At 72.5% G+C, this 24780-nt stretch carries 17 protein-coding genes, 1 tRNA gene and 1 pseudogene; 18 read left to right on the top strand and 1 reads right to left on the bottom strand.

From position 1 onward, the window contains the following. The first annotated feature begins 71 nt into the window (after positions 1 to 71). From AB0L21_RS13815 to AB0L21_RS13795, 5 genes and pseudogenes are all read left to right on the top strand, one after another. The gene (locus AB0L21_RS13815; protein WP_365784137.1) at positions 72 to 917 is read left to right on the top strand and encodes a type II secretion system F family protein; all 846 of its coding nucleotides are present in this window, start codon (positions 72 to 74) and stop codon (positions 915 to 917) included. A gap of 90 nt (positions 918 to 1007) precedes the next feature. After that, entirely contained in the window at positions 1008 to 1790 is a 783-nt protein-coding gene (locus AB0L21_RS13810; protein WP_365784049.1) for a type II secretion system F family protein, read from the top strand. A gap of 121 nt (positions 1791 to 1911) precedes the next feature. Continuing rightward, positions 1912 to 2112 carry a DUF4244 domain-containing protein gene (locus tag AB0L21_RS13805; protein ID WP_078611786.1) on the top strand — a complete coding sequence of 67 codons (201 nt, stop codon included), beginning with the start codon at positions 1912 to 1914 and terminating at the stop codon, positions 2110 to 2112. A 22-nt stretch (positions 2113 to 2134) separates the two neighbouring features. Next, a complete protein-coding gene (locus AB0L21_RS13800; RefSeq protein ID WP_365784047.1) occupies positions 2135 to 2473 on the top strand; it encodes a TadE family type IV pilus minor pilin in 339 nt (112 codons plus the stop codon). A 119-nt stretch (positions 2474 to 2592) separates the two neighbouring features. After that, positions 2593 to 2922 (top strand): annotated as a pseudogene (locus AB0L21_RS13795) (Rv3654c family TadE-like protein); the annotation flags it as partial. 380 nt (positions 2923 to 3302) lie between these two features. Here AB0L21_RS13795 and AB0L21_RS13790 read toward each other — a convergent pair. Next, entirely contained in the window at positions 3303 to 5783 is a 2481-nt protein-coding gene (locus AB0L21_RS13790) for a DEAD/DEAH box helicase (RefSeq protein WP_365699152.1), read from the bottom strand. Positions 5784 to 5863: 80 nt separating this feature from the next. On the opposite strand from AB0L21_RS13790, the gene bldG reads away from it, so the two are divergent. The 13 genes from bldG to AB0L21_RS13725 all read left to right on the top strand — a co-directional run bounded on the left by bldG (position 5864) and on the right by AB0L21_RS13725 (position 24776). Beyond that, the gene (gene bldG, locus AB0L21_RS13785) at positions 5864 to 6205 is read left to right on the top strand and encodes an anti-sigma factor antagonist BldG (protein WP_014674042.1); all 342 of its coding nucleotides are present in this window, start codon (positions 5864 to 5866) and stop codon (positions 6203 to 6205) included. Between the two features lie 182 nt (positions 6206 to 6387). Beyond that, positions 6388 to 6822, top strand: a complete 435-nt coding sequence (locus tag AB0L21_RS13780) for an ATP-binding protein (protein ID WP_365699153.1) — start codon at positions 6388 to 6390, stop codon at positions 6820 to 6822. 331 nt (positions 6823 to 7153) lie between these two features. Further along, on the top strand, positions 7154 to 9556 hold the full coding sequence (locus AB0L21_RS13775) for a sodium-translocating pyrophosphatase (protein ID WP_365784045.1): 2403 nt from the start codon (positions 7154 to 7156) through the stop codon (positions 9554 to 9556). 236 nt (positions 9557 to 9792) lie between these two features. Further along, positions 9793 to 10404, top strand: a complete 612-nt coding sequence (locus tag AB0L21_RS13770; RefSeq protein WP_365784044.1) for a small secreted protein — start codon at positions 9793 to 9795, stop codon at positions 10402 to 10404. A 106-nt stretch (positions 10405 to 10510) separates the two neighbouring features. After that, positions 10511 to 12031 carry a class I SAM-dependent methyltransferase gene (locus AB0L21_RS13765; RefSeq protein WP_365699156.1) on the top strand — a complete coding sequence of 507 codons (1521 nt, stop codon included), beginning with the start codon at positions 10511 to 10513 and terminating at the stop codon, positions 12029 to 12031. 387 nt (positions 12032 to 12418) lie between these two features. Next, positions 12419 to 12616 (top strand): hypothetical protein, encoded by a 198-nt coding sequence (locus AB0L21_RS13760; RefSeq protein WP_365784042.1) that lies wholly within the window; start codon positions 12419 to 12421, stop codon positions 12614 to 12616. A 257-nt stretch (positions 12617 to 12873) separates the two neighbouring features. Beyond that, positions 12874 to 15705 carry a type I DNA topoisomerase gene (topA, locus tag AB0L21_RS13755; protein ID WP_365699158.1) on the top strand — a complete coding sequence of 944 codons (2832 nt, stop codon included), beginning with the start codon at positions 12874 to 12876 and terminating at the stop codon, positions 15703 to 15705. A gap of 131 nt (positions 15706 to 15836) precedes the next feature. Further along, complete coding sequence (gene tmk, locus AB0L21_RS13750) at positions 15837 to 19169, top strand: dTMP kinase (RefSeq protein WP_365784040.1); 3333 nt, start codon at positions 15837 to 15839, stop codon at positions 19167 to 19169. 129 nt (positions 19170 to 19298) lie between these two features. Then, the gene (locus tag AB0L21_RS13745) at positions 19299 to 20504 is read left to right on the top strand and encodes a DNA polymerase III subunit delta' (RefSeq protein ID WP_365784038.1); all 1206 of its coding nucleotides are present in this window, start codon (positions 19299 to 19301) and stop codon (positions 20502 to 20504) included. Between the two features lie 116 nt (positions 20505 to 20620). Continuing rightward, positions 20621 to 22231, top strand: coding sequence for an alpha/beta hydrolase (locus tag AB0L21_RS13740; protein WP_365784036.1), 1611 nt, complete (start codon positions 20621 to 20623; stop codon positions 22229 to 22231). A gap of 107 nt (positions 22232 to 22338) precedes the next feature. Continuing rightward, positions 22339 to 22415: transfer RNA gene (locus AB0L21_RS13735), tRNA-Thr, on the top strand. 274 nt (positions 22416 to 22689) lie between these two features. Continuing rightward, positions 22690 to 23736 carry a ScbA/BarX family gamma-butyrolactone biosynthesis protein gene (locus AB0L21_RS13730; protein ID WP_365784034.1) on the top strand — a complete coding sequence of 349 codons (1047 nt, stop codon included), beginning with the start codon at positions 22690 to 22692 and terminating at the stop codon, positions 23734 to 23736. Beyond that, positions 23736 to 24776: a 3-oxoacyl-ACP synthase gene (locus AB0L21_RS13725; protein WP_365784032.1), complete on the top strand. Its 1041-nt coding sequence runs from the start codon at positions 23736 to 23738 to the stop codon at positions 24774 to 24776. The genes AB0L21_RS13730 and AB0L21_RS13725 overlap by 1 nt, the downstream gene beginning before the upstream one ends. Positions 24777 to 24780: the final 4 nt, after the last annotated feature.

Here is a 24780-nt window from a genome sequence, read left to right as displayed (position 1 = left end):
AGTGAGCTTCGGCGGAGCAGTCGGAGCCGGCGTTGATGAGAGGGGTGACGGAAGTGATCGGTGAGACGTCCATGGGGGCCGCGCTGGTCTGTCTCGGTGCGTTGGTGTGGCTGCTGGGCGGGCGGCACTACGGGATGCGGCGGGCGCGGCTGCTGCTGGCCGACGGCGGGGTGGTGGCGACCGGGCCGCCCGGCTGGGAGCGGGCCCTCGCGGAACTGCGGCGGCAGCGCGGCCGATGGGGAGCCGAGTGGTGGGCGCTCGTCGCCGGGCTGGGCATCGCGCTGCTGGGTGCCTCGGTGATTCCGGTGGTCGCGGGGGTCGCCGGGGTGCCGGTGCTGCGCAGGATGCGGCTGGCCCGGCAGGCCCGGCGTGCCCGGGAGCGGCGGGCCGACGCGGTGATCGCCCTGTGCGGTGGGCTCGTCGGGGAGGTGCGGGCGGGACGGCAGCCGGGGGAGGCGCTGCTGCGGGCCGCGCGGGACTCCGGCGGACTCGGCGACGCACAGGCCGCCGTGGTGGCCGCTGCGCGGTTCGGCGGAGACGTGCCCGGCGCGCTCGCCGTGGCGGCTCGGCAGCCGGGGGCGGAAGGCCTGCTCGCACTCGCCGCGTGCTGGCGGGTGGCCGTGGACCAGGGCGCCGGACTCGCCACCGGCCTGAACCGGCTGGACGGGGCACTGCGCGCCGAACGGGACCAACGAGCCGACGTGCGCGCCCAGTTGTCGGGCGCCCGGGCCAGCGCGGTGCTGCTCGCCGCACTGCCCGCCCTTGGGCTGCTCCTCGGTACGGCCATGGGGGCGGACCCGCTGCACGTGCTGCTGCACAGCGGCGCGGGCCTCGGCTGCCTGGCGGCCGGCGCGGTCTTCGAGACGGCCGGGATGTGGTGGGCGATGCGGATCGTGCGAGGGGCGGAGGCCGCATGAGGGGCGGAGGCCGCGCGAGGAGAGCGGTGCGCGATGGGGCGAACAGCCCGAATGGCCGAATGGCCGAATGACGGGGAAGGGGCGAGCGGTATGAGCGGGGAAGTCATCCACAGGCTGGGGACGGCGGTGGCCGTGGTGCTGGTCCTCGGCTGGGGTGTCCGGCGGCTGGAGCTGGCGCGACGGCGGCGTCGGGCGCGGCGCCGGATGGCCGAGCTGCTGGGCATCGCAGTGCCTGAGCGCACGGATCGGTTGACGCTTTCGGACATCGTTCGGCGGCGATGGGTGTCGACGGCCGGTGCGGTGTGCGGTGTCTGGGTGCTGGTCGGCGGGGTCGTCGGTGTGGTGCTGGGGCTTGGGGTGGGCGCGGTGCTGTGGCGGTGGCGGGGCCGTCAGGCGGCAGCCGGGCAGCAGGAGGCGGTCGATACGGCCGGGGCCGCGCGTCAACTTCCGCTGGCCGCCGATCTGCTGGCCGCCTGTATCGCGGCCGGCGCCGGACCGGTGATCGCCGCCCAGGCGGTGGGGGAGGCCCTTGGCGGGCCCGTCGGACAGGCGCTGGCGCGGGGCGCGGCGGAGGTCCGGCTCGGCGGTGAACCGGCGGACGCCTGGCGGAGCTTGGCGGCGCTGCCCGGTGCCGGTGCGCTGGCGCGGCTGCTGGAGCGGGCTGACCAGTCCGGGTTGCCCGCGGCCGGCCCGGTCGCCCGGCTCGCGTCGGACGCGCGTGCGGAGTGGGCTCGTACGGCGACGGCCCGGGCGCGTCGGGCGGGCGTACTGATCTCGGCGCCGGTCGGCCTGTGCTTCCTGCCCGCGTTCATCGCGGTCGGTGTGCTGCCGGTCGTGATCGGACTGGCGGGCGAGGTGATGGGAGGGAGGTGAGGGCGAGGAGAGCGGGCCGGCACGCAGACGTCAGGTAAGCACGAAGAACGACGACAAACGTCAACGAACGGCGACAAACGACAGCAAGCGACGACAGACCAGAAGCGTCACGGGGGTTGGAATGTTCGAGAAGATCAGGAAAGCGGCGGTCCGGGTGCGCGGAGCGTGCCGCCAGGACGGCGGAATGGTGACGTCCGAGTACGCCATGGGGATCATCGCGGCCGTCGGGTTCGCGTTGCTGCTCTACAAGGTCGTCACCAGCGGCCAGGTCCAGGCGGAGCTGCAGGCCATCGTGAAGAAGGCCCTCAGTGCGCGCATGTGAGCCAAGTAGGGACCGTGGGTTCGTGACCGCGGAGGCGGCCGTGGTGCTGTCCGTGCTGGTGGCGTTCACGATGGCGCTGGTCTGGGCGCTGCTTGTGGTGGCGGCGCAGATCGAGTGCGTGGACGCGGCCCGCGCGGGCGCCCGGGCCGCCGCCCGGCAGGACCCGGCCCAGGCGGTGGTGACGGTGACCCGGGAAGCGGCGCCGAGGGGAGCACGGGTGACCGTCGCGCGCGAGGGCGACCGGGTCCGGGTGACGGTGGCGGCCGAGCCGCCGGTGCTGAGCGGGTTGCCGTTCGAGATCCGGGAGGAGGCCGTGGCCCTCGCCGAGGACACGGTGGGACCGAGGGAGACGGGGCCATGAGATGCCGGGGCGGGCCGGCCGACGAACGGGTGCGTGCCGACGGTCGGTGGGGGGCCGGGCGGGAAGGGTGTGAGGAGGCGCGGTGCCGTGGGCACGCGCAGCCGGACCGGCCGCCGGACTCCGACCGAGGATCCGCCACCGTCTGGAGCCTGGGGGCGATCGCCGTGCTGTGCGTGGTCTTCGGCGCCGTGCTCGCTCTCGGGCAGGCCGTCGTCGTACGGCACCGGGCGGCCGGCGGCGCCGACCTGGCCGCGCTCGCGGCGGCGGACCACTGGGCCGAGGGCGGCACGGCGGCCTGCGCCCGGGCCGAACGGCTGGCGGCGGCCCAGGGAGTACGGCTGGTGCGGTGCGCCATCGTCGGCGACACGTCCGATGTGACGGCGGCCGCAGGAAGGGGGCCGTTCACGGCGGAGGTCAGGGCGAGAGCGGGACCGGCAGGTCCGGTACCGCCCGGCGTGTCGGACGGATCCCCGGGTTCTTCGCCCGGCGCCATGGGCGGCTCTCCGGTTGGGCCGCCCGGTGTCCCGGACGGCTCCCGGGCTGTGCCGCCAGGTGTCCGGGGCGACTCCGATGCCGTGCCGCGTCACCGACCTGCCGGGTCAGCACACCTAGCCCCTGCCGCCTGGCGTCCCGGCGACACCCATGCCGTGCCGTCCGCGGCGCCGAATGGGTCCGAGGGCCCGCTGCCTGATGTCCCCGCGATACCCAGGCCCTGCCGTCCGCCGCGCCGAGGCGGGTCCGAGGCCCTGCCGCCTGACGTCCTGGCGGCTCCCAGGCCCCACCGCCTGGAGTCCGTCGCGCCTCCATGCCGTGTCGCTTGCCCCCTCGCCTACGCTTCCCCCGATTCCTCCGTACCCGCTCCCTCCGGCGCCCCCCGCAGCAGCACGGTGAGCAGTCGTACCGCGCCCCTCTTGTGCAGTGGGTCGTTGCCGTTGCCGCACTTGGGGGACTGGATGCAGGACGGGCAGCCGGCCTCGCACTCGCAGGAGGCGATGGCCTCGCGGGTGGCGGTGAGCCAGGCGCGGGCGGTGTGGAAGGCGCGCTCGGCGAATCCGGCGCCGCCGGGGTGGCCGTCGTAGACGAAGACCGTGGGCAGGAGGGTGTCGGGGTGCAGGGGTACGGACACGCCACCGATGTCCCAGCGGTCGCAGGTCGCGAAGAGGGGCAGCATGCCGATGGAGGCGTGCTCGGCGGCGTGCAGGGAGCCGCCGAGGATCTCCGGAGTGATCCGGGCCTCGTCCAGCTGGTCCTCGGTGACCGTCCACCACACCGCGCGTGTGCGCAGCGTACGAGGAGGGAGGTCGAGTTTCGTCTCGCCCAGCACTTCGCCGGTGATGAGGCGTCGGCGGAGGTAGGAGACCACCTGGTTGGTGACCTCCACGGAGCCGTAGCACAGGCGGCCGGCGCCCCATGGGATCTCGGTGTCCGTCTCCAGGATGGAGATGGACGTGGTGTCGCGGGCGACCGTCGAGTACGGCGGGTCCGCCTGCTCGACCAGGGCGACCGAGTCCTCCAGATCCAGGGAGCGCACCAGGTAGGTGCGGCCCTGGTGCAGATGGACGGCGCCTTCGTGGACCGTGGAGTGCGCGGCACCCGCGTCGACCGTGCCGAGCAGGCGGCCCGTGCCCGCCTCGACGACCTGCACCGGACGGCCGCCGGCGCCACGGATGTCGGTGAGGTCGGCGGCCCGCTCCCGGCGGGTCCAGTGCCAGGCCTTGGTGCGCCGACGGAGCAGCTTGGCGGCCTCCAGCTGCGGCAGCACGTCCGCGCAGGCGGGGCCGAAGAGGTCCAGGTCCTCCTCGGTCAGCGGCAGCTCCGCGGCGGCGGCGCACAGGTGCGGGGCGAGGACGTAGGGGTTGTCGGGGTCGAGGACCGTGGATTCCACCGGTTGGTCGAACAGGGCCTCGGGATGATGGACGAGGAAGGTGTCCAGGGGGTCGTCGCGGGCGACGAGGACCGCGAGGGCGCCCTGGCCGGAGCGGCCCGCGCGGCCCGCCTGCTGCCACAGGGACGCGCGTGTGCCCGGGTAGCCGGAGATCACCACCGCGTCCAGTCCCGAGACGTCCACGCCCAGCTCCAGGGCTGTCGTGGCGGCGAGGCCGAGGAGTTCCCCGGAGTGCAGGGCGCGTTCCAGGGCGCGGCGCTCCTCGGGGAGGTAGCCGCCGCGGTAGGCCGCGACACGCCGGGCCAGGGAGCGGTCGACCTCGGCGAGTCTCTCCTGGGCGATCACCGAGATCAGCTCGGCGCCGCGCCGGGAGCGTACGAAGGCGACCGAGCGCACACCCTGCACGGTGAGGTCGGTCAGCAGATCGGCGGTCTCGGCGGTGGCGGTACGCCGTACGGGTGCGCCCTTCTCGCCCTGCAGTTCGGTGAGCGGGGGCTCCCAGAGGGCGAAGACCAGCTCTCCGCGCGGGGAGGCGTCGTCGGCGACCTCGACGACCGGCAGGCCGGTCAGCCGGCGGGCGGCGACCGCGGGCTCGGCGGCGGTCGCCGAGGCCAGCAGGAACACGGGGAAGGAGCCGTAGCGGGCGCACAGGCGGCGCAGCCGGCGCAGCACCTGGGCGACGTGCGAGCCGAAGACGCCCCGGTAGGTGTGGCACTCGTCGATGACGACGTACTTGAGCGATCTCAGGAAGGAGGACCAGCGCGGGTGGGAGGGGAGTATGCCGCGGTGCAGCATGTCCGGGTTGGTGAGGACGTAGTTGGCGTACTGGCGGATCCACTCGCGTTCCTCGAACGGGGTGTCGCCGTCGTACACGGCCGGCCGTACCGATGTGCCGAGGGGTTGTGAAAGTTCCTTCACCGACCGGCACTGGTCCGCCGCGAGCGCCTTCGTGGGGGACAGGTAGAGAGCGGTGGCACCACGGCCGTTCGGCGCCTCGGCACCGTCCAGGAGGGTGGACAGGACGGGCACGAGGTAGGCGAGGGACTTGCCGGAGGCGGTGCCGGTGGCGACCACCACGGAGTCGCCGTCCAGCGCGTGCCCGGCGGCCAGCGCCTGGTGCGCCCAGGGGTGCTCGATGCCGCACGCCTGGACGGCCGCGATCACCTCGGGCCGAATCCGGTCAGGCCAGACGGCATGGCGGCCCGCGCGCGGGGGCAAGTGCTCCGTATGAGTGATGCGCGCAGCCCGGCTCGGCCCGGAGGCGAGCCGGTCCAGGACCGTGCCCGGAGAGGGGCGCGAGGCCGGGTGTGCCTGGGGTCGATCGGATCGGTGATTCTTGGCCATCGGCACCGAGTGTGTCACTGGCGTGACGGACAATGGAGCCAAGGCGTCGTGCACGCCTGCCGGTAAGTGATTGAATGCCATCGCGGCTGGCGAAACGTCCCGGGGGCCGCAAGCGAGGTGCCCGAGGGGCGACCGCTCGATAGCAAGGTGCTGGAGGATCCGTGGACCTGTCCCTGTCGACCCGTACCGTCGGCGATCGTACGGTCGTCGAGGTCGGTGGCGAAATCGACGTATATACCGCGCCCAAGCTGCGCGAGCAGCTGGTCGAGCTGGTGAACGACGGGAATTTCCACCTCGTCGTCGACATGGAAGGCGTGGACTTCCTCGACTCCACCGGGCTCGGCGTGCTGGTCGGCGGCCTGAAGAGAGTTCGTGCCCACGAGGGCTCGCTGCGTCTGGTCTGCAACCAGGAGCGCATTCTCAAGATCTTCCGCATCACCGGCCTCACCAAGGTGTTCCCGATCCACACCACGGTCGAGGAAGCGGTGGCGGCCACCGACTGATCGACCACCGACCGATCCTGGACCGGTCGCCGGCGTCGGGCTCCTGCCGGGGCCCGGTCGCCGGCCGGTCCTGTCCTGGGCCGATGCCGATGCGGCGGCCCAGGACGCAGATGTACACCGGGGGGTGTGGGCGCTCGGCGGCCCCGCCCCCGACCGCACGCCCGTAGTCGCGAGGGGGATGCATGGCCACCGTCGAACTCCGCTTCAGCGCGCTGCCCGAGCACGTCAGGACCGCCCGGTTGGTGGCGGCAGCGGTGGCGCGCAGGGCCGGAGTGGACGAGGCCGTCCTGGACGAGGTGCGGCTCGCCGTGGGTGAGGCCTGCTCCCGCGCTGTCGGACTCCACCAGAACAGTGGCGTCACGGCACCGGTGAAGGTGGCGCTGATCGAAGAGGAGAAACAGTTCTCCATCGAGGTCGGCGACGAGGCTCCGCACGCCGCTCCGGGCGGCGACACGCCGGGCGCGGGGCAGGAAGCCGAGGCGGAGGCCGAGGAGGACGAGATGGGCCTCGCGGTCATCAGCGGCCTCGTCGACGACGTGGAGGTCACCACCGGGCAGAACGGCGGCCTGATCCGCATGACCTGGCCGACCACACCGCCGGCCGCCGCACTCGCCTGATCTCACCCCGCCCGGTCCGACGGACGACCGGCCTCACCCGACTGGCCGTAGCCGCCACAACCACCCGACAAGCGCACAGGGGCCCTGCCGAGCAGGGCCCCTGTCGTGTTTTTCCGGTCGGCGCTGAATTCGTGAACGAATTCACGACCGGAAACCGTGGTAATTTGATCAAGCGTCCAGGTGGCCGACAATGGCTTTGAGGCATTACATCGTTCGGGTTCGCTGTATGTACATGCAGACCAATTCCGTTTACCGTCCCCTGTTTAGATCAGTCGGCGGTACCTACAATCCGTCCACATCTTGAGCTCAGCCCAAGCGTCAAGGAGGACGAATGGCGGGGCTTTCTACTCCTCAGTTGGGTCACCCCACATCCCTCGCAGCCGCGGTCCTGACCGACGACAACAGGATCATCGTGGCCGTCATCGCGGCGGTCGCCCTGGCCGCGCTGGTGGTCGCGGGGATCCTGGTGCGCCAGGTGCTGGCGGCCGGCGAGGGCACCGACAGCATGAAGGGGATCGCCGAGGCGGTCCAGGAAGGTGCCAAGGCGTATCTCGCCCGGCAGCTGCGCACGCTCGGCGTATTCGCCGTCGTCGTCTTCTTCCTGCTCATGCTGCTGCCCGCGGACGACTGGAATCAGCGGGCCGGCCGCTCGGTGTTCTTCCTGATCGGAGCGGCGTTCTCGGCGGCCACCGGCTATATCGGCATGTGGCTCGCCGTACGCAGCAATGTGCGGGTCGCCGCGGCGGCCCGGGAAGCCACCCCGGCGGAAGGCGAGCCGGAAAAGGATCTCACCACCGTCTCGCACACGGCGATGAAGATCGCATTTCGCACGGGCGGCGTCGTCGGCATGTTCACGGTGGGGCTCGGCCTGCTGGGCGCCTCCTGTGTGGTGCTGGTGTACGCGGCCGACGCGCCGAAGGTGCTGGAGGGCTTCGGCCTCGGCGCCGCCCTGATCGCGATGTTCATGCGGGTGGGCGGCGGCATCTTCACCAAGGCCGCCGACGTCGGCGCCGACCTGGTCGGCAAGGTCGAACAGGGCATTCCGGAGGACGACCCGCGCAATGCCGCCACCATCGCCGACAACGTGGGCGACAACGTCGGCGACTGTGCGGGCATGGCGGCCGACCTGTTCGAGTCGTACGCCGTGACGCTGGTGGCCGCGCTGATCCTCGGCAAGGCCGCCTTCGGCGACTCCGGGCTGGCGTTCCCGCTGCTGGTGCCCGCCATCGGTGTGATCACGGCGATGATCGGCATCTTCGCGGTCGCCCCGCGCCGGGCCGACCGCAGCGGCATGTCCGCGATCAACCGCGGCTTCTTCATCTCCGCGGTGATCTCGCTGGCGCTGGTCGCGATCGCGGTCTTCGTCTATCTGCCGTCGAAGTACTCCGCCCTCGACGGCGTCACCGACGCGGCGATCAGGGGCAAGGACGGCGATCCGCGCATCCTCGCGCTGGTCGCGGTGGCCATCGGCATCCTGCTCGCCGCGGTCATCCAGCAGCTGACCGGCTACTTCACCGAGACCAACCGCCGTCCGGTGCGGGACATCGGCAAGACCTCCCTCACCGGACCCGCCACCGTCGTCCTCTCCGGTATCTCGGTGGGTCTGGAGTCCGCCGTCTACACCGCGCTGCTCATCGGGCTCGGGGTGTACGGCGCCTTCCTGCTCGGCGGTACGTCGATCATGCTGGCGCTGTTCGCGGTCGCGCTGGCCGGCACGGGCCTGCTCACCACGGTCGGCGTGATCGTCGCCATGGACACCTTCGGGCCGGTCTCCGACAACGCGCAGGGCATCGCCGAGATGTCCGGCGACGTCGAGGGCGCGGGCGCGCAGGTGCTCACCAACCTGGACGCGGTCGGCAACACCACCAAGGCCATCACCAAGGGCATCGCCATCGCCACCGCCGTCCTCGCCGCGTCGGCGCTGTTCGGGTCGTACCGCGACGCGATCACCACCAACGTGCAGGACGTCGGCGCGAAGCTCACCGGGCCGGGCTCGCCGCTCAGCCTGTCCATGGACATCTCGCAGCCCAACAACCTCGTCGGCCTCATCGCGGGCGCCGCGGTCGTCTTCCTCTTCTCCGGACTGGCCATCAACGCGGTGTCGCGGTCGGCGGGTTCGGTGGTGTTCGAGGTGCGGCGGCAGTTCCGTGAGAAGCCCGGGATCATGGACTTCAGCGAGAAGCCCGAGTACGGCAAGGTCGTCGACATCTGCACCAAGGACGCCCTGCGGGAGCTGGCCACGCCCGGTCTGCTCGCCGTCATGGCGCCGATCTTCATCGGGTTCACGCTCGGTGTCGGTGCGCTCGGCTCCTACCTCGCCGGCGCGATCGGCGCGGGCACGCTGATGGCGGTGTTCCTCGCCAACTCGGGCGGTGCCTGGGACAACGCCAAGAAGCTGGTGGAGGACGGCAACCACGGCGGCAAGGGCAGCGAGGCCCACGCGGCCACGGTGATCGGGGACACGGTCGGCGATCCGTTCAAGGACACCGCCGGCCCCGCGATCAACCCGCTGCTGAAGGTCATGAACCTGGTCTCGCTGCTCATCGCACCGGCAGTGATCAAGTTTTCCTACGGCGACGACAAGAACCTCGGGGTGCGGATCGGGATCGCGATCCTCGCGCTGCTGGTGATCGTCGTGGCCGTGTACATCTCCAAGCGGCGGGGGATCGCCGTCGGCGACGACGACAGCGCCGGACGGGTCGCCAACCCGCCGGACGCCGCGGTGGTTTCGTAGGCCGGGACGAGCTCGGGACGAGGCCGGGACAGGAAGGCCCTGCTCAACGGGTGGGCGGGCGGCGTGTGCTGACGCCGCCCGCCCGCTCGTCGTCTGTGGGCTCGCCCACGTCGTGAGCCTTCTCTCCCATGGAGCGAAAGATCACAAAAACTGACTTATGCCTCACCCGGCAAGGGGAAGGAGTGCGTCCGCCGTGTAGATTCCGGGGGCCGAGAGCCATGGAAGGGACCAATCCGGTGAACAAGAAGCTCGCGGCCGCACTGTCCGGCGGTGCGGTACTGGTGGTGGCGGTGTCCGGGTGCAGCGGCGGCGGTGACAAGGGGCCCGACCCCAAGCTGGTGTCCTGGGCCAAGACGGTGTGCGACGCGGTGCCCGCGCAGGACGCGAAGATCAGGTCGGCCAACGCGTCGATCGCGGCCATCGCCACGGACACGAACCTCCCGCCCAAGGACGCCCAGAAGACGTACGCCGAGGCCTTCCAGGACATGGCCGAGGGCTACAAGGCGCTCGCCGACGCCCTCGACAGCGCCGGAGCGCCGCCCGGGATCGACGGCGGCGCCAAGCTCCAGCGGGACGCGGCCAAGAACCTGGCCGGCCTCTCCACGTCGTACGCCGGCCTGAAGAAGAAGGTCGACGGGCTCAACACCAAGGACCAGGGCAAGTTCGCCAAGGGCCTGAAGGAGGTCGCCCTGCAGACCAAGGAGGTCGGCAAGCAGAGCGACAGCGGCACGGAGGCGCTGAAGCGGCTGGAGGAGGGCGACGTCAAGGAGGCGATGGCCCAGCAGCCCAGCTGCAAGGTCACCGCGTCCGGCTCCGCACAGCCGACGGCATCGGCGACGGCCGGCTGACGTCGGGAACGGCCCGCGCGAAGTCGGCCCGGGCAGTCGGCACGAGTCGGTCCGGGCAGTCGGCGCGAGTCGGCCCCGGGCGGCCGTCGCGGGCCACAATGGGGGCGTGACTGACTCCGGACTCGCTCCCCTGCCCGCTTCCGACCGGCTCGACATCGCCGCGCGCCTGAGGGACGCGCTGCTGGCCGCATCCTTCACCGCTGACGGGCTGCTCGACCTGCTCGGCGCGCCCGCGTACGCGGCGCTGGCCCGCAGCGAGACCGTGCCCGCTCTCCGGGCGACCCGTGGCGACACGCCGCTGGAGACGCTCGTACGGCTGTTCCTGCTCCAGCAGCCGGTGCCCCACGCGCGCGTGGCGGCCGTTCTGCCGGTCGAGGAGGCGCTGGAGGCCGGCTGGCTCAGGCGCGTGGGCGGCGACGAGGTGGCCGCGACCGTGGACGTGCGGCCGTACGGCGGCCCCGGCGGCGAGGACTGGTTCATCGTCTCCGACCTCGGCTGCGCGGTCGGCGGGGCCGGCGGCATCGGACAGCGTGACGAGGGTGTCGTCCTGGGCGTCGGCGGCGCCTCGACGACCCTCGCCGGCATCACCGTCCGCACCCCGGTCGCCTCCGCCCTGGACCTCGGCACCGGGTCCGGCATCCAGGCGCTGCACGCCGCGCAGCACGCCACGCGCGTGACGGCGACCGACCTCAACCCGCGCGCGCTGCACATCACGGCGCTCACGCTGGCGCTGTCCGGGGCGCCCGCCGCCGACCTGCGCGAGGGCTCGCTGTTCGAGCCGGTCCGGGACGACGAGACGTTCGACCTGATCGTCTCCAACCCGCCGTTCGTGATCTCCCCGCGTGCCCGGCTGACGTACCGGGACGGTGGCATGGGCGGGGACGATCTGTGCCGCTCGCTCGTTCAAGAGGCGGGGGAACGGCTGAACGAGGGCGGGTTCGCGCAGTTCCTCGCGAACTGGCAGCACGTGGCAGGGGAGGACTGGCAGGACAGACTCAGGTCGTGGGTGCCGCGCGGGTGCGATGCCTGGATCGTGCAGCGCGAGGTGCAGGACGTCACGCAGTACGCCGAGCTGTGGCTGAGGGACGCCGGTGACCACCGCGCGGACCCGGCGGAGTACCAGGCGCGGTACGACGCCTGGCTCGACGAGTTCGAGGCGCGCAAGGTCAGGGCGGTCGGCTTCGGCTGGATCACCCTGCGCAGGACGGGGTCCGCCGAGCCCGTCGTCACCGTGGAGGAGTGGCCGCACCCGGTCGAACAACCGCTCGGGGAGACGATCCGGGCGCACTTCGAGCGGCTCGACTATCTCCGCGAGCACGACGACGCGGCGCTGCTGGACAGCCGCTTCAAGCTCGTCGCCGAGGTCGTCCAGGAGCAGGTCGGGCTGCCTGGCGCCGAGGACCCGGAGCATGTGGTGCTGCGCCAGCACCGCGGGATGCGCCGGGCGACGAAGGTGGACACGGTGGGTGCCGGGTTCGCGGGGGTGTGCGACGGCACGTTGACCGCGGGCCGCATCCTGGATGCCATCGCGCAGCTCGTCGGTGAGGACCCGGTGGTGCTCCGCGACCGCACGCCCGCGCAGATCCGGCTGCTGGTGGAGCAGGGCTTCCTGGAGCCGGCGGGCTGAGCGGGCCCGCCCGGGGCGGGAGCGCCGCGGGGGGCGGAGCCGCGGCGCCGGGTGCGAGGCCCGGCGGGGAGCGGTGCCGGGCAGGTGCCGTACGCCGGGTGCCCGTGCCGTCGTAGGAGCGTTCGGATCATCTTCCGATCGCGGTGCGCGCATCGTCGTATGCCGGGGGCACGGGCCCGGCGAGGTTGCCGATCGAGGGCGGCACCGAACCGTTTCCCGAAAAACGGCCGGAAAAATATCGGCGCCGGGTTCGGACCGCCTCAATTCGAGTGCCTGTTCGAATGCGTGGAGGCCTTCCGTTCACCCCGGTGTCGCCCGCCCGCCTCCCGCGCGTGCCACCCTCCCGGCACTGGGCAGAGCCGACGGCAGGGAAGGGGCGCTCGGGCGATGGAGAGCGGGCCGGCGATCTTCGCGGGAGTGGTGTTCGCCCTGTTCGGGGCCGGTCTGCTGGCGTGGACCGGGGACCGTCTCCGGCGCCGGGAACCGGTGGCCGTCGGTGTGAGTCGGGTCGCATCCGCCGCCGTCGCGAGCGTGGCCGGGACGGTCGCCCTGACCCTCGGCGCGTACTGCCTGGCCCGGGTCTGAGAGGGGCACCCGCCGTGTCCGGCGGGTAAGGGGAGCGTCACGCTCCGGACAGGGTCGTGGAGGTGACCGGGCGGTCCGGGCGGCAGGAAGGGCGGTAGTCGGGTTACCGTTCGAGTGGCCGTTGTGGGCTTTTCCCGTTTGACACGGGGGCGGGATGTAGCGTCACACTCCGCAGCGTCACACGTGCCAGCAGTACGCCGCGACCCCGGGACCAAGGCCTGGGGAGGCCCCAGCGTCGACCGGAGAGAAGAGCGAAGTTGTCCCCGACCAGCGAGACCGCACAGGGCGGCCGCCGACTCGTCATCGTCGAGTCGCCTGCCAAGGCGAAGACGATCAAGGGCTACCTCGGCCCCGGATACGTCGTCGAAGCGAGCGTCGGGCACATCCGCGACCTTCCCAACGGCGCCGCGGAGGTGCCCGAGAAGTACACCGGCGAGGTCCGTCGCCTCGGTGTGGACGTCGACCATGACTTCCAGCCGATCTATGTGATCAACGCGGACAAGAAGGCCCAGGTCAAGAAGCTCAAGGACCTCCTGAAGGACTCCGACGAGCTGTTCCTCGCCACTGACGAGGACCGGGAGGGCGAGGCGATCGCCTGGCACCTCCAGGAGGTTCTGAAGCCGAAGATCCCGGTCAAGCGCATGGTGTTCCACGAGATCACCAAGGACGCGATCCGCGAGGCCGTCGCCAACCCGCGCCAGCTCAACCAGAAGCTGGTCGACGCCCAGGAGACCCGCCGCATCCTCGACCGTCTCTACGGCTACGAGGTCTCGCCGGTGCTGTGGAAGAAGGTCATGCCCCGGCTGTCCGCCGGCCGCGTGCAGTCCGTCGCCACACGACTCGTCGTGGAGCGGGAACGCGAGCGCATCGCTTTTCGTTCTGCTGAGTACTGGGACCTGACGGGCACCTTCGCCACCGGCCGCGCGGGGGATCTGTCGGACCCGTCGTCGCTGGTCGCCCGCCTGCAGACCGTCGACGGCCGGCGGGTCGCGCAGGGCCGCGACTTCGACTCCCTGGGACGACTCAAGAGCGAGAACACCCTTCACCTCGACGAGGCGACCGCCCGCGCCCTCGCCGCCGCTCTGGAGAACACCCGGTTCTCCGTGCGGTCCGTCGAGTCCAAGCCGTACCGCCGCTCGCCGTACGCCCCGTTCCGTACGACGACGCTGCAGCAGGAGGCCAGCCGCAAGCTCGGCTTCGGCGCGAAGGCGACCATGCAGATCGCGCAGAAGCTGTACGAGAACGGCTACATCACGTACATGCGTACGGACTCCACGACGCTGAGCGACACGGCGATCGCCGCCGCCCGCGCCCAGGTCACGCAGCTGTACGGCGCCGACTACCTGCCGCCGCAGCCGCGCACCTACGCCGCCAAGGTCAAGAACGCCCAGGAGGCGCACGAGGCGATCCGCCCGTCGGGTGATCGTTTCCGCACGCCCGCGGAGACCGGTCTGACCGGCGACCAGTTCAAGCTGTACGAGCTGATCTGGAAGCGGACCGTCGCCTCCCAGATGAAGGACGCGACCGGCAACAGCGTGACCGTGAAGATCGGCGGCACCGCTGCCGACGGCCGGGACGTCGAGTTCAGCGCCTCCGGCAAGACGATCACCTTCCACGGCTTCCTGAAGGCCTACGTCGAGGGTGCCGACGACCCGAACGCCGAGCTGGACGACCGCGAGCGCCGGCTGCCGCAGGTCGCCGAGGGTGACGCGCTGTCCGCCGAGGAGATCACGGCCGACGGCCACGCCACCAAGGCCCCGGCCCGCTACACCGAGGCCTCCCTGGTCAAGGAGCTGGAGGAGCGCGAGATCGGCCGCCCGTCGACGTACGCGTCGATCATCGGCACGATCCTCGACCGCGGCTACGTCTTCAAGAAGGGCACGGCCCTCGTGCCGTCGTTCCTGTCGTTCGCCGTGGTGAACCTCCTGGAGAAGCACTTCGGGCGGCTCGTCGACTACGACTTCACGGCCAAGATGGAGGACGACCTCGACCGCATCGCGGCGGGTGAGGCCAAGGCCGTGCCGTGGCTGAAGCGCTTCTACTTCGGCGAGGGGACGGCCACGGGCGGCGCGGCCGACGCCGGCAACGGCGACGGTGACCATCTCGGCGGCCTCAAGGAGCTGGTGACCGACCTGGGCGCGATCGACGCGCGCGAGGTGTCCTCGTTCCCGGTGGGCAACGACATCGTGCTCCGCGTCGGCCGCTACGGCCCGTACATCGAGCGCGGCGAGAAGGACACCGAGCAGCACCAGCGCGCCGACATCCCGGACGACCTGGCACCGGACGAGCTGACCGTCGAGCTGGCCGAGGAGTTGCTGGCCAAGCCCAGCGGCGACTTCGAGCTGGGCACCGACCCGGCCACCGGCCACACGATCGTCGCCAAGGCCGGCCGCTACGGCCCGTACGTCACGGAGGTCCTCCCCGAGGGCACCCCGAAGACGGGCAAGAACGCGGTCAAGCCGCGCACGGCCTCGCTCTTCAAGTCCATGTCGCTCGACACGGTGACGCTTGAGGACGCGCTGAAGCTGATGTCGCTGCCTCGTGTCGTCGGCACCGACACCGACGGTCAGGAGATCACCGCGCAGAACGGCCGCTACGGCCCGTACCTGAAGAAGGGCACGGACTCGCGCTCGCTGCAGTCCGAGGACCAGCTCTTCACGATCACGCTGGAGGAGGCCCAGGCGATCTACGCCCAGCCGAAGCAGCGTGGCCGGGCGGCCGCCAAGCCGCCGCTGAAGGAGCTGGGCGAGGACCCGGTCTCCGGCAAGCCGGTCGTGGTCAAGGACGGCCGCTTCGGTCCGTACGTCACCGACGGCGAGACCAACGCGACCCTGCGCTCCGGCGACAGCGTCGAAACGATCACTCCTGAGCGTGGCTTCGAGCTGCTCGCCGAGAAGCGCGCGAAGGCCCCCGCCAAGAAGACCGCGAAGAAGGCGGCGGCCAAGAAGACCGCCCCGGCGAAGAAGACCGCCGCCAAGAAGACGGCCGCGAAGAAGACGACGGCCGCCGCGAAGAAGACGACCGCCAAGAAGACCACCGCGAAGAAGGCGACGGCTTCCAAGGCGACGGCTTCCGGCACGGAGGACTGACACTCCGTCGGTTCGGCGGCCCCCTCTCCCGGCTCGCGAAACGACCGCCCCGGCACCCTTTGGGTGCCGGGGCGCGCGCATGCCCGGACACGCGGAGGTGTGGTGTCAGCGGCTGCGGATAGGCTGAACGCATGACGCGAGCCGAGCAGCCAACGGCCCACACCACAGCACCGGACGACGCCCTGGTCGCGGACTCCCGCGAGCGCGCCGTCCGTTCCCTGCTGCGCCGACCGCAGCTGAGGCGCCTGTGGAGCGCGCAGCTGGTGAGCGGTGTCGGCGACACCCTGTCCCTCCTCGTCCTGGTCCTCCTGGTCCTCCAGTCGGCGATCGCCGAGGGGGCCTTCGGCGGTGGCTACCGAGGCGTGGCGTTCGCAGTGGCGACGGTCTTCGCCGCGCGCGTCCTCGCCGCGCTGCTCTTCGGCGCCGTGCTCCTCGGCCCGCTGACCTCGCTCACCGCCCAGGAGGGCCCGCTCGACCGCCGCTGGACCATGGTCGGCGCCGACGGCCTGCGCGCAGCGCTGCTGATCGTCGCGCCCCTGTGGATCGACTGGACGCCGGACAACGCGCTCGCCGTCCTGCTGGTCACCGCCTTCGTCACCGGCGTCGCCGAGCGGCTGTGGACCGTCTGCCGGGAGAGCGCCGCCCCCGCTCTGCTGCCGGCCCCGCCGCCGGAGGGCGCGACGGTACGACCGCTGCCGGACCACCTGGACGCCCTGCGCCGCCTGTCGCTGCGGACGACCTTCCTGGCGGTGCCGCTGGCCGCCGCCGCCCTGGTCGTCGCCGCCCTGCTGAACAACCTGCTGGGCACCGGCGTGCCCTGGTTCGACCAGCACCAGGCGGCCCTCGGGTCGTATGTGGCGGCGGGCCTGTTCGCCGCCTCGCTGTCCGTGCTGGTCTACCTGGAGCTGCCCGACACGCGCACCCCGCGCGCGCGGTCCCCGCTGGAGGGCCTGCGCCGCCCGCGCACCGGCACCGGCGTCGACAAGGGCCGTACGGGCGCCATCCCGCTGCTCGTCCCGGCCTGCGCCGGAGTCGCCGGCGCCATCGCGGCGGCCGTCGCGGTGTGCGTGCTGCACGCCAAGGACCTGGGCGGCGGCCCGGTGCTGTACGGCCTGCTGGTGCTGGGCCTGACCGGCGGTGTCGCCGTCGGCATCCGCACCGCCCCCGCGCTGCTGCCCTCGCTGTCCCGCCGTCGCCTGCTGGCCCTGGCCATCGCCGTCACCGGCATCGCGCTGCTGGCCGCCGGGCTGGTCCCGGACGTCACCACGGTCCTGCTGATCGTCACGCTGGCCGGCGTCGGCGCGGGCGTGGCGGCCAACACCGGACACACCCTGCTCGACCAGGAGACCGAGGACTCCCGCCGGGCGCGCACCACCGAACACCTGCACGCCATGATCCGCGTCTTCATAGCACTCGGCGCTCTGATCGCGCCCCTGGTCGCGGCTCTGATCGGCCCGCACCGGCTGGAGAACGGCAAGTTCGTCTTCGCGCACGGCGGCGCCGCCTTCACGCTGATGCTGGTCGGCGCGCTGCTGCTGCCGGTGGCCGCGCTGGTGCTCGCCAAGGTCGACGACCGCTCCGGCGTGCCGCTGCGGCAAGACCTCAAGGACGCCCTGCTGGGCGGCGACGATCCGGTCACCGCCCCGGCGGCCAACGGCTTCTTCATCGCCCTGGAGGGCGGCGACGGCGCCGGCAAGTCCACCCAGGCCGAGGCGCTCGCCGAGTGGATCCGCGCCAAGGGCCACGAGGTCGTGCTCACCCGCGAGCCCGGCGCCACGCCGGTGGGCAAGCGGCTGCGCTCGATCCTGCTGGACGTCTCGTCGGCGGGCCTGTCGCACCGTGCGGAGGCGCTGCTGTACGCCGCCGACCGTGCCGAGCACGTCGACACCGTCGTACGACCCGCTCTGGAGCGCGGCGCGGTGGTGATCACCGACCGCTACATCGACTCCTCCGTCGCCTACCAGGGCGCCGGCCGCGACCTGTCCCCGACCGAGATCGCCCGCATCAACCGCTGGGCCACCAACGGTCTCGTCCCGCACCTGACCGTTCTGCTGGACGTCTCCCCGGAGACCGCCCGCGAACGGTTCACCGAGGCACCGGACCGGCTGGAGTCGGAGCCCGCCGAGTTCCACGCGCGCGTGCGGGCCGGTTTCCTCACGCTGGCCGCCTCCGACCCCGGGCGCTACCTGGTCGTGGACGCCGGACAGGAGCCGGAGGCCGTCACCACGGTGATCCGGCACCGCCTGGACACCGTGTTGCCGCTGTCCGAGGCGGAGATCAAGGCCCGGGAGGAGGCTCGCAGGAAGGCCGAGGAGGAGGCCCGCCGCAAGGCCGAGGAAGAGGCCGCCCGCAAGGCCGAGGAGGAGCGCCTGGAGCGCGAGCGCCAGGAGCAGCTGGCCAAGTTGCGGGCCGAGGAGGAGGAGCGCAAGCGGCGCGAGCTGGAGGAGGCGCAGCGGCGCGAGGCCGAGCGGCAGGCGGAGGAGGCCCGGCGGCGGGCCGAGGAGGCCCGTCGGCGCGCGGAGGAGGAGCGGCAGCGGCTGCTCGCCGAGGAGAAGGCGCGCGCGGAGGAGGAGGCCCGCCGCAGGGCCGAGGAGGAGCGGCGCCGCAAGCAGGCCGAGGAGGAGGCCCGCCGACGCGCCGAGGAGGAGGCCCGGCAGGCCCGGCTGCGGGCCGAGGAGGAAGCCCGGCGCCTGGAGGCCCAGCGCAAGGCCGAGGAGGCGCTGCTGCGGGCGGAGGAGGCCCGCCGGCAGGCCGCCGAGGCCGCGGCGGCGGCCGACGCCGCGGCCCGCAGGCCCAGCACGCCCCTGCCCACGGCACCGCGAGTGGTCCCGGACGCGGCCACGGTCCCGACGCCGGTGGTGTCGCCGGAAGCGGCCGCGCGCGGGACGGACACGCGGGGCACGGACGACGAGACGACGGTGCTGCGGCCGGTGCGCGAGGAGCGCGCCGCCGGCGACGCCCGGGGTGTCCACCCCGACTCCGAGGTGACCGCCGAACTGCCGCAGCCGCCGACGGCCACCGGGCCGGCCGACGAGACCGCGGTGCTGCCGCAGGTGCCGCCGGGCGCGGCGGACGAGACGGCCGTGCTGCCGCCGGTGTCCGCCGACGAGACGGCTGAGCTGCCGTCGGTGGCTCCGGGTGCGGCGGACGAGACCGCGGTGCTGCCGCCCGTACGGGGCGGCGACCCGGTCGACCGGGTGCCGCCCGGCTTCTTCCGGGACGAGCGGCCCGCCGCGGGCCCCGACGGCTCCGAGCCGCGCACGCGCGAGATGCCCCAGCTCGACGCCGACGGCACGCCGCGCCGGCGCCCGCGCCCCGACTGGGCCGAGGAAACCCCGCTGGACGACCTGCCGACGCTGGCCGACGAACTGCTGGGTTCGTACGACGAGGGGGAGTACGGCGACCAGGGCGACGGCGAGGAACAGGGGCGCAAGGGGCGCGGCGGCCGGGGCCGGCGCGGCTGACGACACGGGGGGTGACCCGCGCCGTGCCGTCGGCCTGTCCCGGCCGTACCTCCGCCCGCCCCCGTTGTCAGTGCCCACCCGCACAATGGATCCCGGAACGCGGAGTGTGACGGAAGGGCGGCGTGACCCATGACCGTGTGGGACGACCTCGTCGGGCAGGAGAAGGTGAGCGCGGTGCTCGACGCCGCCGCGCGGGACGCCGACGCCCTGGTCACGGCCGCCGCGGCGGACCAGCCGCTGCCCGAGACGTCGAAGATGACCCACGCCTGGCTCTTCACGGGCCCGCCCGGCGCGGGCCGGAACCAGGCGGCCAGGTCCTTCGCCGCCGCCCTGCAGTGCGTGAGCCCCGACCGCGCGCTCGGCGGCGCCCCCGGCTGCGGCTTCTGTGACGGCTGCCACACCGCGCTGCTCGGCACCCACGCGGACGTCACGACGGTCGCCGCGGTCGGCTCCGAGATCCTGGTCAAGGACATGCGGGACACGGTCCGCAAGTCGTTCACCTCCCCGGCGAACGGCCGCTGGCAGATCATCCTGGTCGAGGACGCCGAGCGGCTGAACGAGAAGTCGGCCAACGCGGTCCTCAAGGCGGTGGAGGAGCCCGCCCCGCGCACGGTCTGGCTGCTGTGCGCCCCCTCCGTCGAGGACGTCCTGCCGACCATCCGCTCCCGCTGCCGCCACCTGAACCTGCGCACGCCGTCCGTCGAGGCGGTCGCCGACATGCTCATGCGGCGCGACGGCATCGAGCCCGAGGTCGCCACGTCCGTCGCCCGCGCCACCCAGGGGCATGTCGACCGGGCCCGCCGCCTGGCCACCGACCCGGCGGCCCGCGAGCGCCGGGCCGCCGTGCTGAAGCTCCCGCTGCGGCTGGACGAGGTCGGCGCCTGCCTGAGGGCCGCCCAGGAGCTGGTCGACGCGGCTGCCGAGGACGCCAAGCAGCTCGCCGAGGAGATGGACGGCAAGGAGACCGAGGAGCTGAAGGCGGCGCTCGGCGCGGCCCAGGGCGGCCGGATGCCGCGCGGCACGGCGGGGGTGATGAAGGACCTGGAGGACATGCAGAAGCGCCGCAGAACCCGTACGCAGCGCGACAGCCTGGACATCGCCCTCGGTGACCTCACCACCTTCTACCGCGACGTCCTCGCCCTGCAGCTCGGCACACGCGTGGCGCTCGCCAACGCCGACGCGGAGGACGCCCTGGAGCGGCTGGCCCGGTCCAGCACCCCGGAGTCCACCCTCCGCCGCATCGAGGCGATCGGAGCGTGCCGCGAGGCCCTGGACCGCAACGTGGCTCCGCTGCTGGCGGTCGAGGCGATGACGATGGCGCTGCGCGCGGGGTGAGTCCGTAAGCCCGCCAAGGCACGGGCCGAGCACGGAAGGAGGCCACCGTGTCCCTCGTACGAGCCACACGTCACACGCACCGCACACATCTCGTCGCACACCGTTAGGCTCGCCGGATGTACACCAGGCCATCCCCCCGCACCCGCCGGACCCGGGGCACCCGCGTCCGGACGACGGCCCGTCTCACGGCCACCTTCCTCACGGCCGCCGCGCTGCTCCTGTCCGCCTGCTCCTCCGGGAGCTCGACCACGTCGGCGGGCGGGACGGCGGAGGCGGCGCTGGCCGCGCTGCCGCATGCCACGCCGTCGGCGCTGACGCCGTACTACGGCCAACGGCTGAGCTGGCGCGACTGCGGTGTGCCCGGGTTCCAGTGCGCGACGATGAGGGCCCCGCTGGACTACGCCCGACCCGACGCGGGCACCGTCCGGCTCGCCGTCGCCCGCAAGAAGGCCACCGGCAAGGGCAAGCCGCTCGGCTCGCTGCTGGTCAACCCGGGCGGACCGGGCGGTTCGGCGGTCGGGTACCTCCAGCAGTACGCGGGCATCGGTTACCCGGCTCAGGTCCGCGCCCGCTACGACATGGTCGCGGTGGACCCACGGGGCGTCGCCCGCAGCGAGCCCGTCGAATGCCTCGACGGACGCCAGATGGACGCGTACACGCAGACGGACCTGACCCCGGACGACCAGCGGGAACGGGACGCGCTGGTCGCGGCGGACCGGAAGTTCGCGGAGGGCTGCGGGGCCCGCTCGGCGCGGCTGCTGCGGCACGTCTCCACCGTCGAGGCGGCACGGGACATGGACATCCTGCGGGCGGTGCTCGGGGACCGGAAACTCAATTACGTCGGGGCGTCGTACGGCACGTTCCTCGGGGCGACGTACGCCGGGCTGTTCCCCCGGCGGGTCGGCCGGATGGTCCTGGACGGCGCGATGGACCCGACCCTGGACGCCCGCAGGCTGAACCTGGACCAGACGGCGGGCTTCGAGACGGCGTTCCAGGCGTTCGCGAGGGACTGCGTGCGGCACTCCGACTGCCCGCTCGGCGGGAAGGGCACGACGCCCGCACGGGTCGGCGCCAACCTGCAGGCCTTCTTCCGCAAGCTCGACGCCCACCCCATCCCGGCGGGGGACGCGGACGGCCGCAAGGTGGGGGAGTCGCTGGCCACGACCGGGGTGATCGCGTCGATGTACGACGAGGGGTCCTGGGAGCAGCTGCGCGAGGCGCTGACCTCGGCGATGCGGGAGAACGACGGCGCCGGTCTGCTGTCCCTCGCCGACAGCTACTACGAGCGGGACGCGAACGGCCACTACAGCAATCTGATGATGGCCAACGCCGCCGTGAACTGCCTGGACCTGCCGCCGGCCTTCTCCGGTCCCGAGGACGTCGAGAAGGCGCTGCCCGAGTTCGAGAAGGCGTCCCCGGTCTTCGGCCCGGGCCTGGCCTGGGCCTCGCTGAACTGCGCGTACTGGCCGGTGCGGGCGACGGGTGAGCCGCACCGCATCGAGGCGAAGGGGGCGGCGCCGATCGTGGTGGTCGGCACGGTCCGCGACCCGGCGACGCCGTACCGCTGGGCCCGGTCCCTGGCCGGCCAGCTCTCCTCGGCCCGCCTGCTGACGTACGACGGCGACGGCCACACGGCGTACGGCCGGGGCAGCGCCTGCATCGACACGGCGATCGACACCTACCTCCTCCGGGGCACCCCGCCGGCCCGGGGAAAGCGGTGCTCCTAGCCTCTGCCACCCACCCCGGAACCACCCCTCCGGGGTGGGTGCGAAGCACCCCCGGAAACTGTGTAGACTTACCGACGTTGCCGATCGCACCATGGTGCGGGCAGCACGCCGCTTTAGCTCAGATGGCCAGAGCAACGCACTCGTAATGCGTAGGTCTCGGGTTCGAATCCCGAAAGCGGCTCCACGGTAACCCCAGGTCAGGCTTCTGACCTGGGGTTTTTTCGTTTCTGCCGGTCCTCGCCCGGGGCAGTACCGGCGCTCGTCAGCCGGATTCGGCACCGCCCTCCCCTCGGCGACAGCAGTCGCTTACACGCTGCGACAGCAGGACGAAAGACGCCGCGGCTAGCTTCTTGCTGCGTCGGCCGCGGAGGAGAAGGTGCGCGGCGCGTCACGACGAGACAGCCCAGAGGTGTTCCGCACGGACACCTCGGTGCGATCGATTCGAACGGAGCAAGTCGATGACCCAGGTGAATACGGGTGTGACCACGGCCTCCGGCGCGGTCGTCGCTGGGCACCGGCTCGGCTTCGACGGGGCGGTGGAACGGTCGCTCGTCCACCGTCATGCGGCCAGTGAGGTCTTCCTCACCGATCACGTCGCGCTGGGCGGCGACCGTTTCGCAGTCGCGGCGCGACTGCCGTCTGCCCACCGGTACTTCAACGACGACCCGCTGTCCCCGGCGCTCATCGACCCGATGCTGCTGCTGGAGTGCTCCCGGCAGGCGGGAACCCTGGTGGCGCACTGTCACCTCGGTGTGCCGATGGACACGGCGTTCCTGATCACGGAGTGGGCCATCGAGCTCGACGACGAGTCGCTTGCGACGCCGCGTGACCCCGGCGAGCTGACGATGGTGATCGAGGCCCGGGATCTGAAGCGGCGGGGCGAGCGTCTGCTGGGGGCGACCCTGGTGAGCGAGCTGTACCTCGCCGGGCGCCGGGTGGGTACCAGCACGGTGATCGCCGGATATCCGACCCGCGCCGGCTACGAGAGCTTCCGGACCCTGCGCCGCAGCTCGCCGGCGCCGCTCTCCGACGGCATGCCGCGCCACAGGCTCGGCACGCCGCCCGAAAGCCGCACGGTGGGGCGCACGCTCGAGGAGAATGTGACCCTGTGCGGGGTGCGTCGCGCCGACGGGCAGATCGTCGCGGACCTCGATGTCCCGGTGGAGCATCCGGTGTTCTACGACCACCCGCTCGACCACGTTCCGGCGACGGCTCTGTTGGAAGCCGCCCGCCAGGCTGCCCTCCTGGCCCTGACCTCCGGGCCAGGGGCAGCAGGTGAGGAGGCCGGCCGGCGGCGGGTGAAAGTGCTGCGCGCCCGTTTCCACCGCTTCGTCGAACTGGACAGTCCCACGGAGGTGTCCGCGCGCCTGGACCAGGCCGGGAACTGCCACTCGGTGGCGGTGGCCTTCGAGCAGGGCGGAGCGACCGCCTGCGACTGCGAGGTCGTCGTCTCCACGCCGTCGGCCTCTCCCGTCCCGCCTGCCGTTGCCCTCGGAGGCCGCTGATGCGGCTGAGCAGGACATACGGTCTCGTGTGCGCGGCCTGGTATCCGCCGGCCCGGCAAACCGTCGAGGAGGCGCTGGCCGCTGGGGAGGTGGACAGGCGCAGTGCCGCCGATCTCGGTTACACGGCCCTGCCGGTCAGCGAGGACATCGCCCCTCCGGACATGGCCGTGGCCGCGGGACGCCAGGTGCTGGAGCGAGGCAACTGCCCGGCGGAGACACTGTCGATGGTGCTGCACGCAAGCGTGCACCATCAAGGCCACGATGCCTGGTCGGCACCGCACTACATCGCCGACCGGCTCGAGGCGCGTGAGGCGGTGCCGATCGGGCTGCTGCAGCAGTGCAACGGTGGTGCCATCGGGATCGAGCTGGCCGTCTCCCGGCTACAGGGAGACCCGCAGGCCGGGCCGGGGCTGGTGACCACCGGGGACCGGTTCCTGATGCCGAGTTGGCACCGCTGGCGCACCGACTACGGCATGGCCGCGGGGGACGCGGGGACCGCGGTCCTGGTGCACCGGGGCGAGGGACTCCACTCGGATCTCGTGCTCCACTCCATAGCCACCACCGTGGCGGCCGAGCTGGAGGTCATGCACCGCGGAGAGGACGAGCTGAACGCGGACCCGTTGGGGCACAGCCCGATGATCGACGTGCGGCGCACCAAGCGCCACTTCGTGCGGACCATCGGTATCGAGTACTTCACCAAGCTGGCCCATGACCGGATCCGGAGTGCGGTCGGCGAGGCGCTGGCATCGTGCGGCCTGGCTCCGGACGACCCGCGGCTGCGCCACGCGGTGCTGCCCAGGCTGGGCACCAAAGCGATGGCGGAGGCGTACGTGCCGCCGCTGACGGAGTGCGTCTCGGCTCCGCTGCTGGATCTCGGGCGTGCCACCGGCCATCTGGGAGCCGGTGATCTGAACGCCTCGCTGGCCGACCTGGCGAGCGGCGACTGGCTGGAACCGGGGCAGTACGCCGTCGTGCTGAACGGCGGCGGCGGCTTCACCTTCACCGCTGTCGTGGTCAGCCGCCCGGACACCCGTCACTGAATCA

Source organism: Streptomyces sp. NPDC052721 (genome assembly GCF_040678315.1).
Classification (GTDB): Bacteria; Actinomycetota; Actinomycetes; order Streptomycetales; family Streptomycetaceae; genus Streptomyces.
This window is presented reverse-complemented; position numbering and strand designations above follow the sequence as displayed.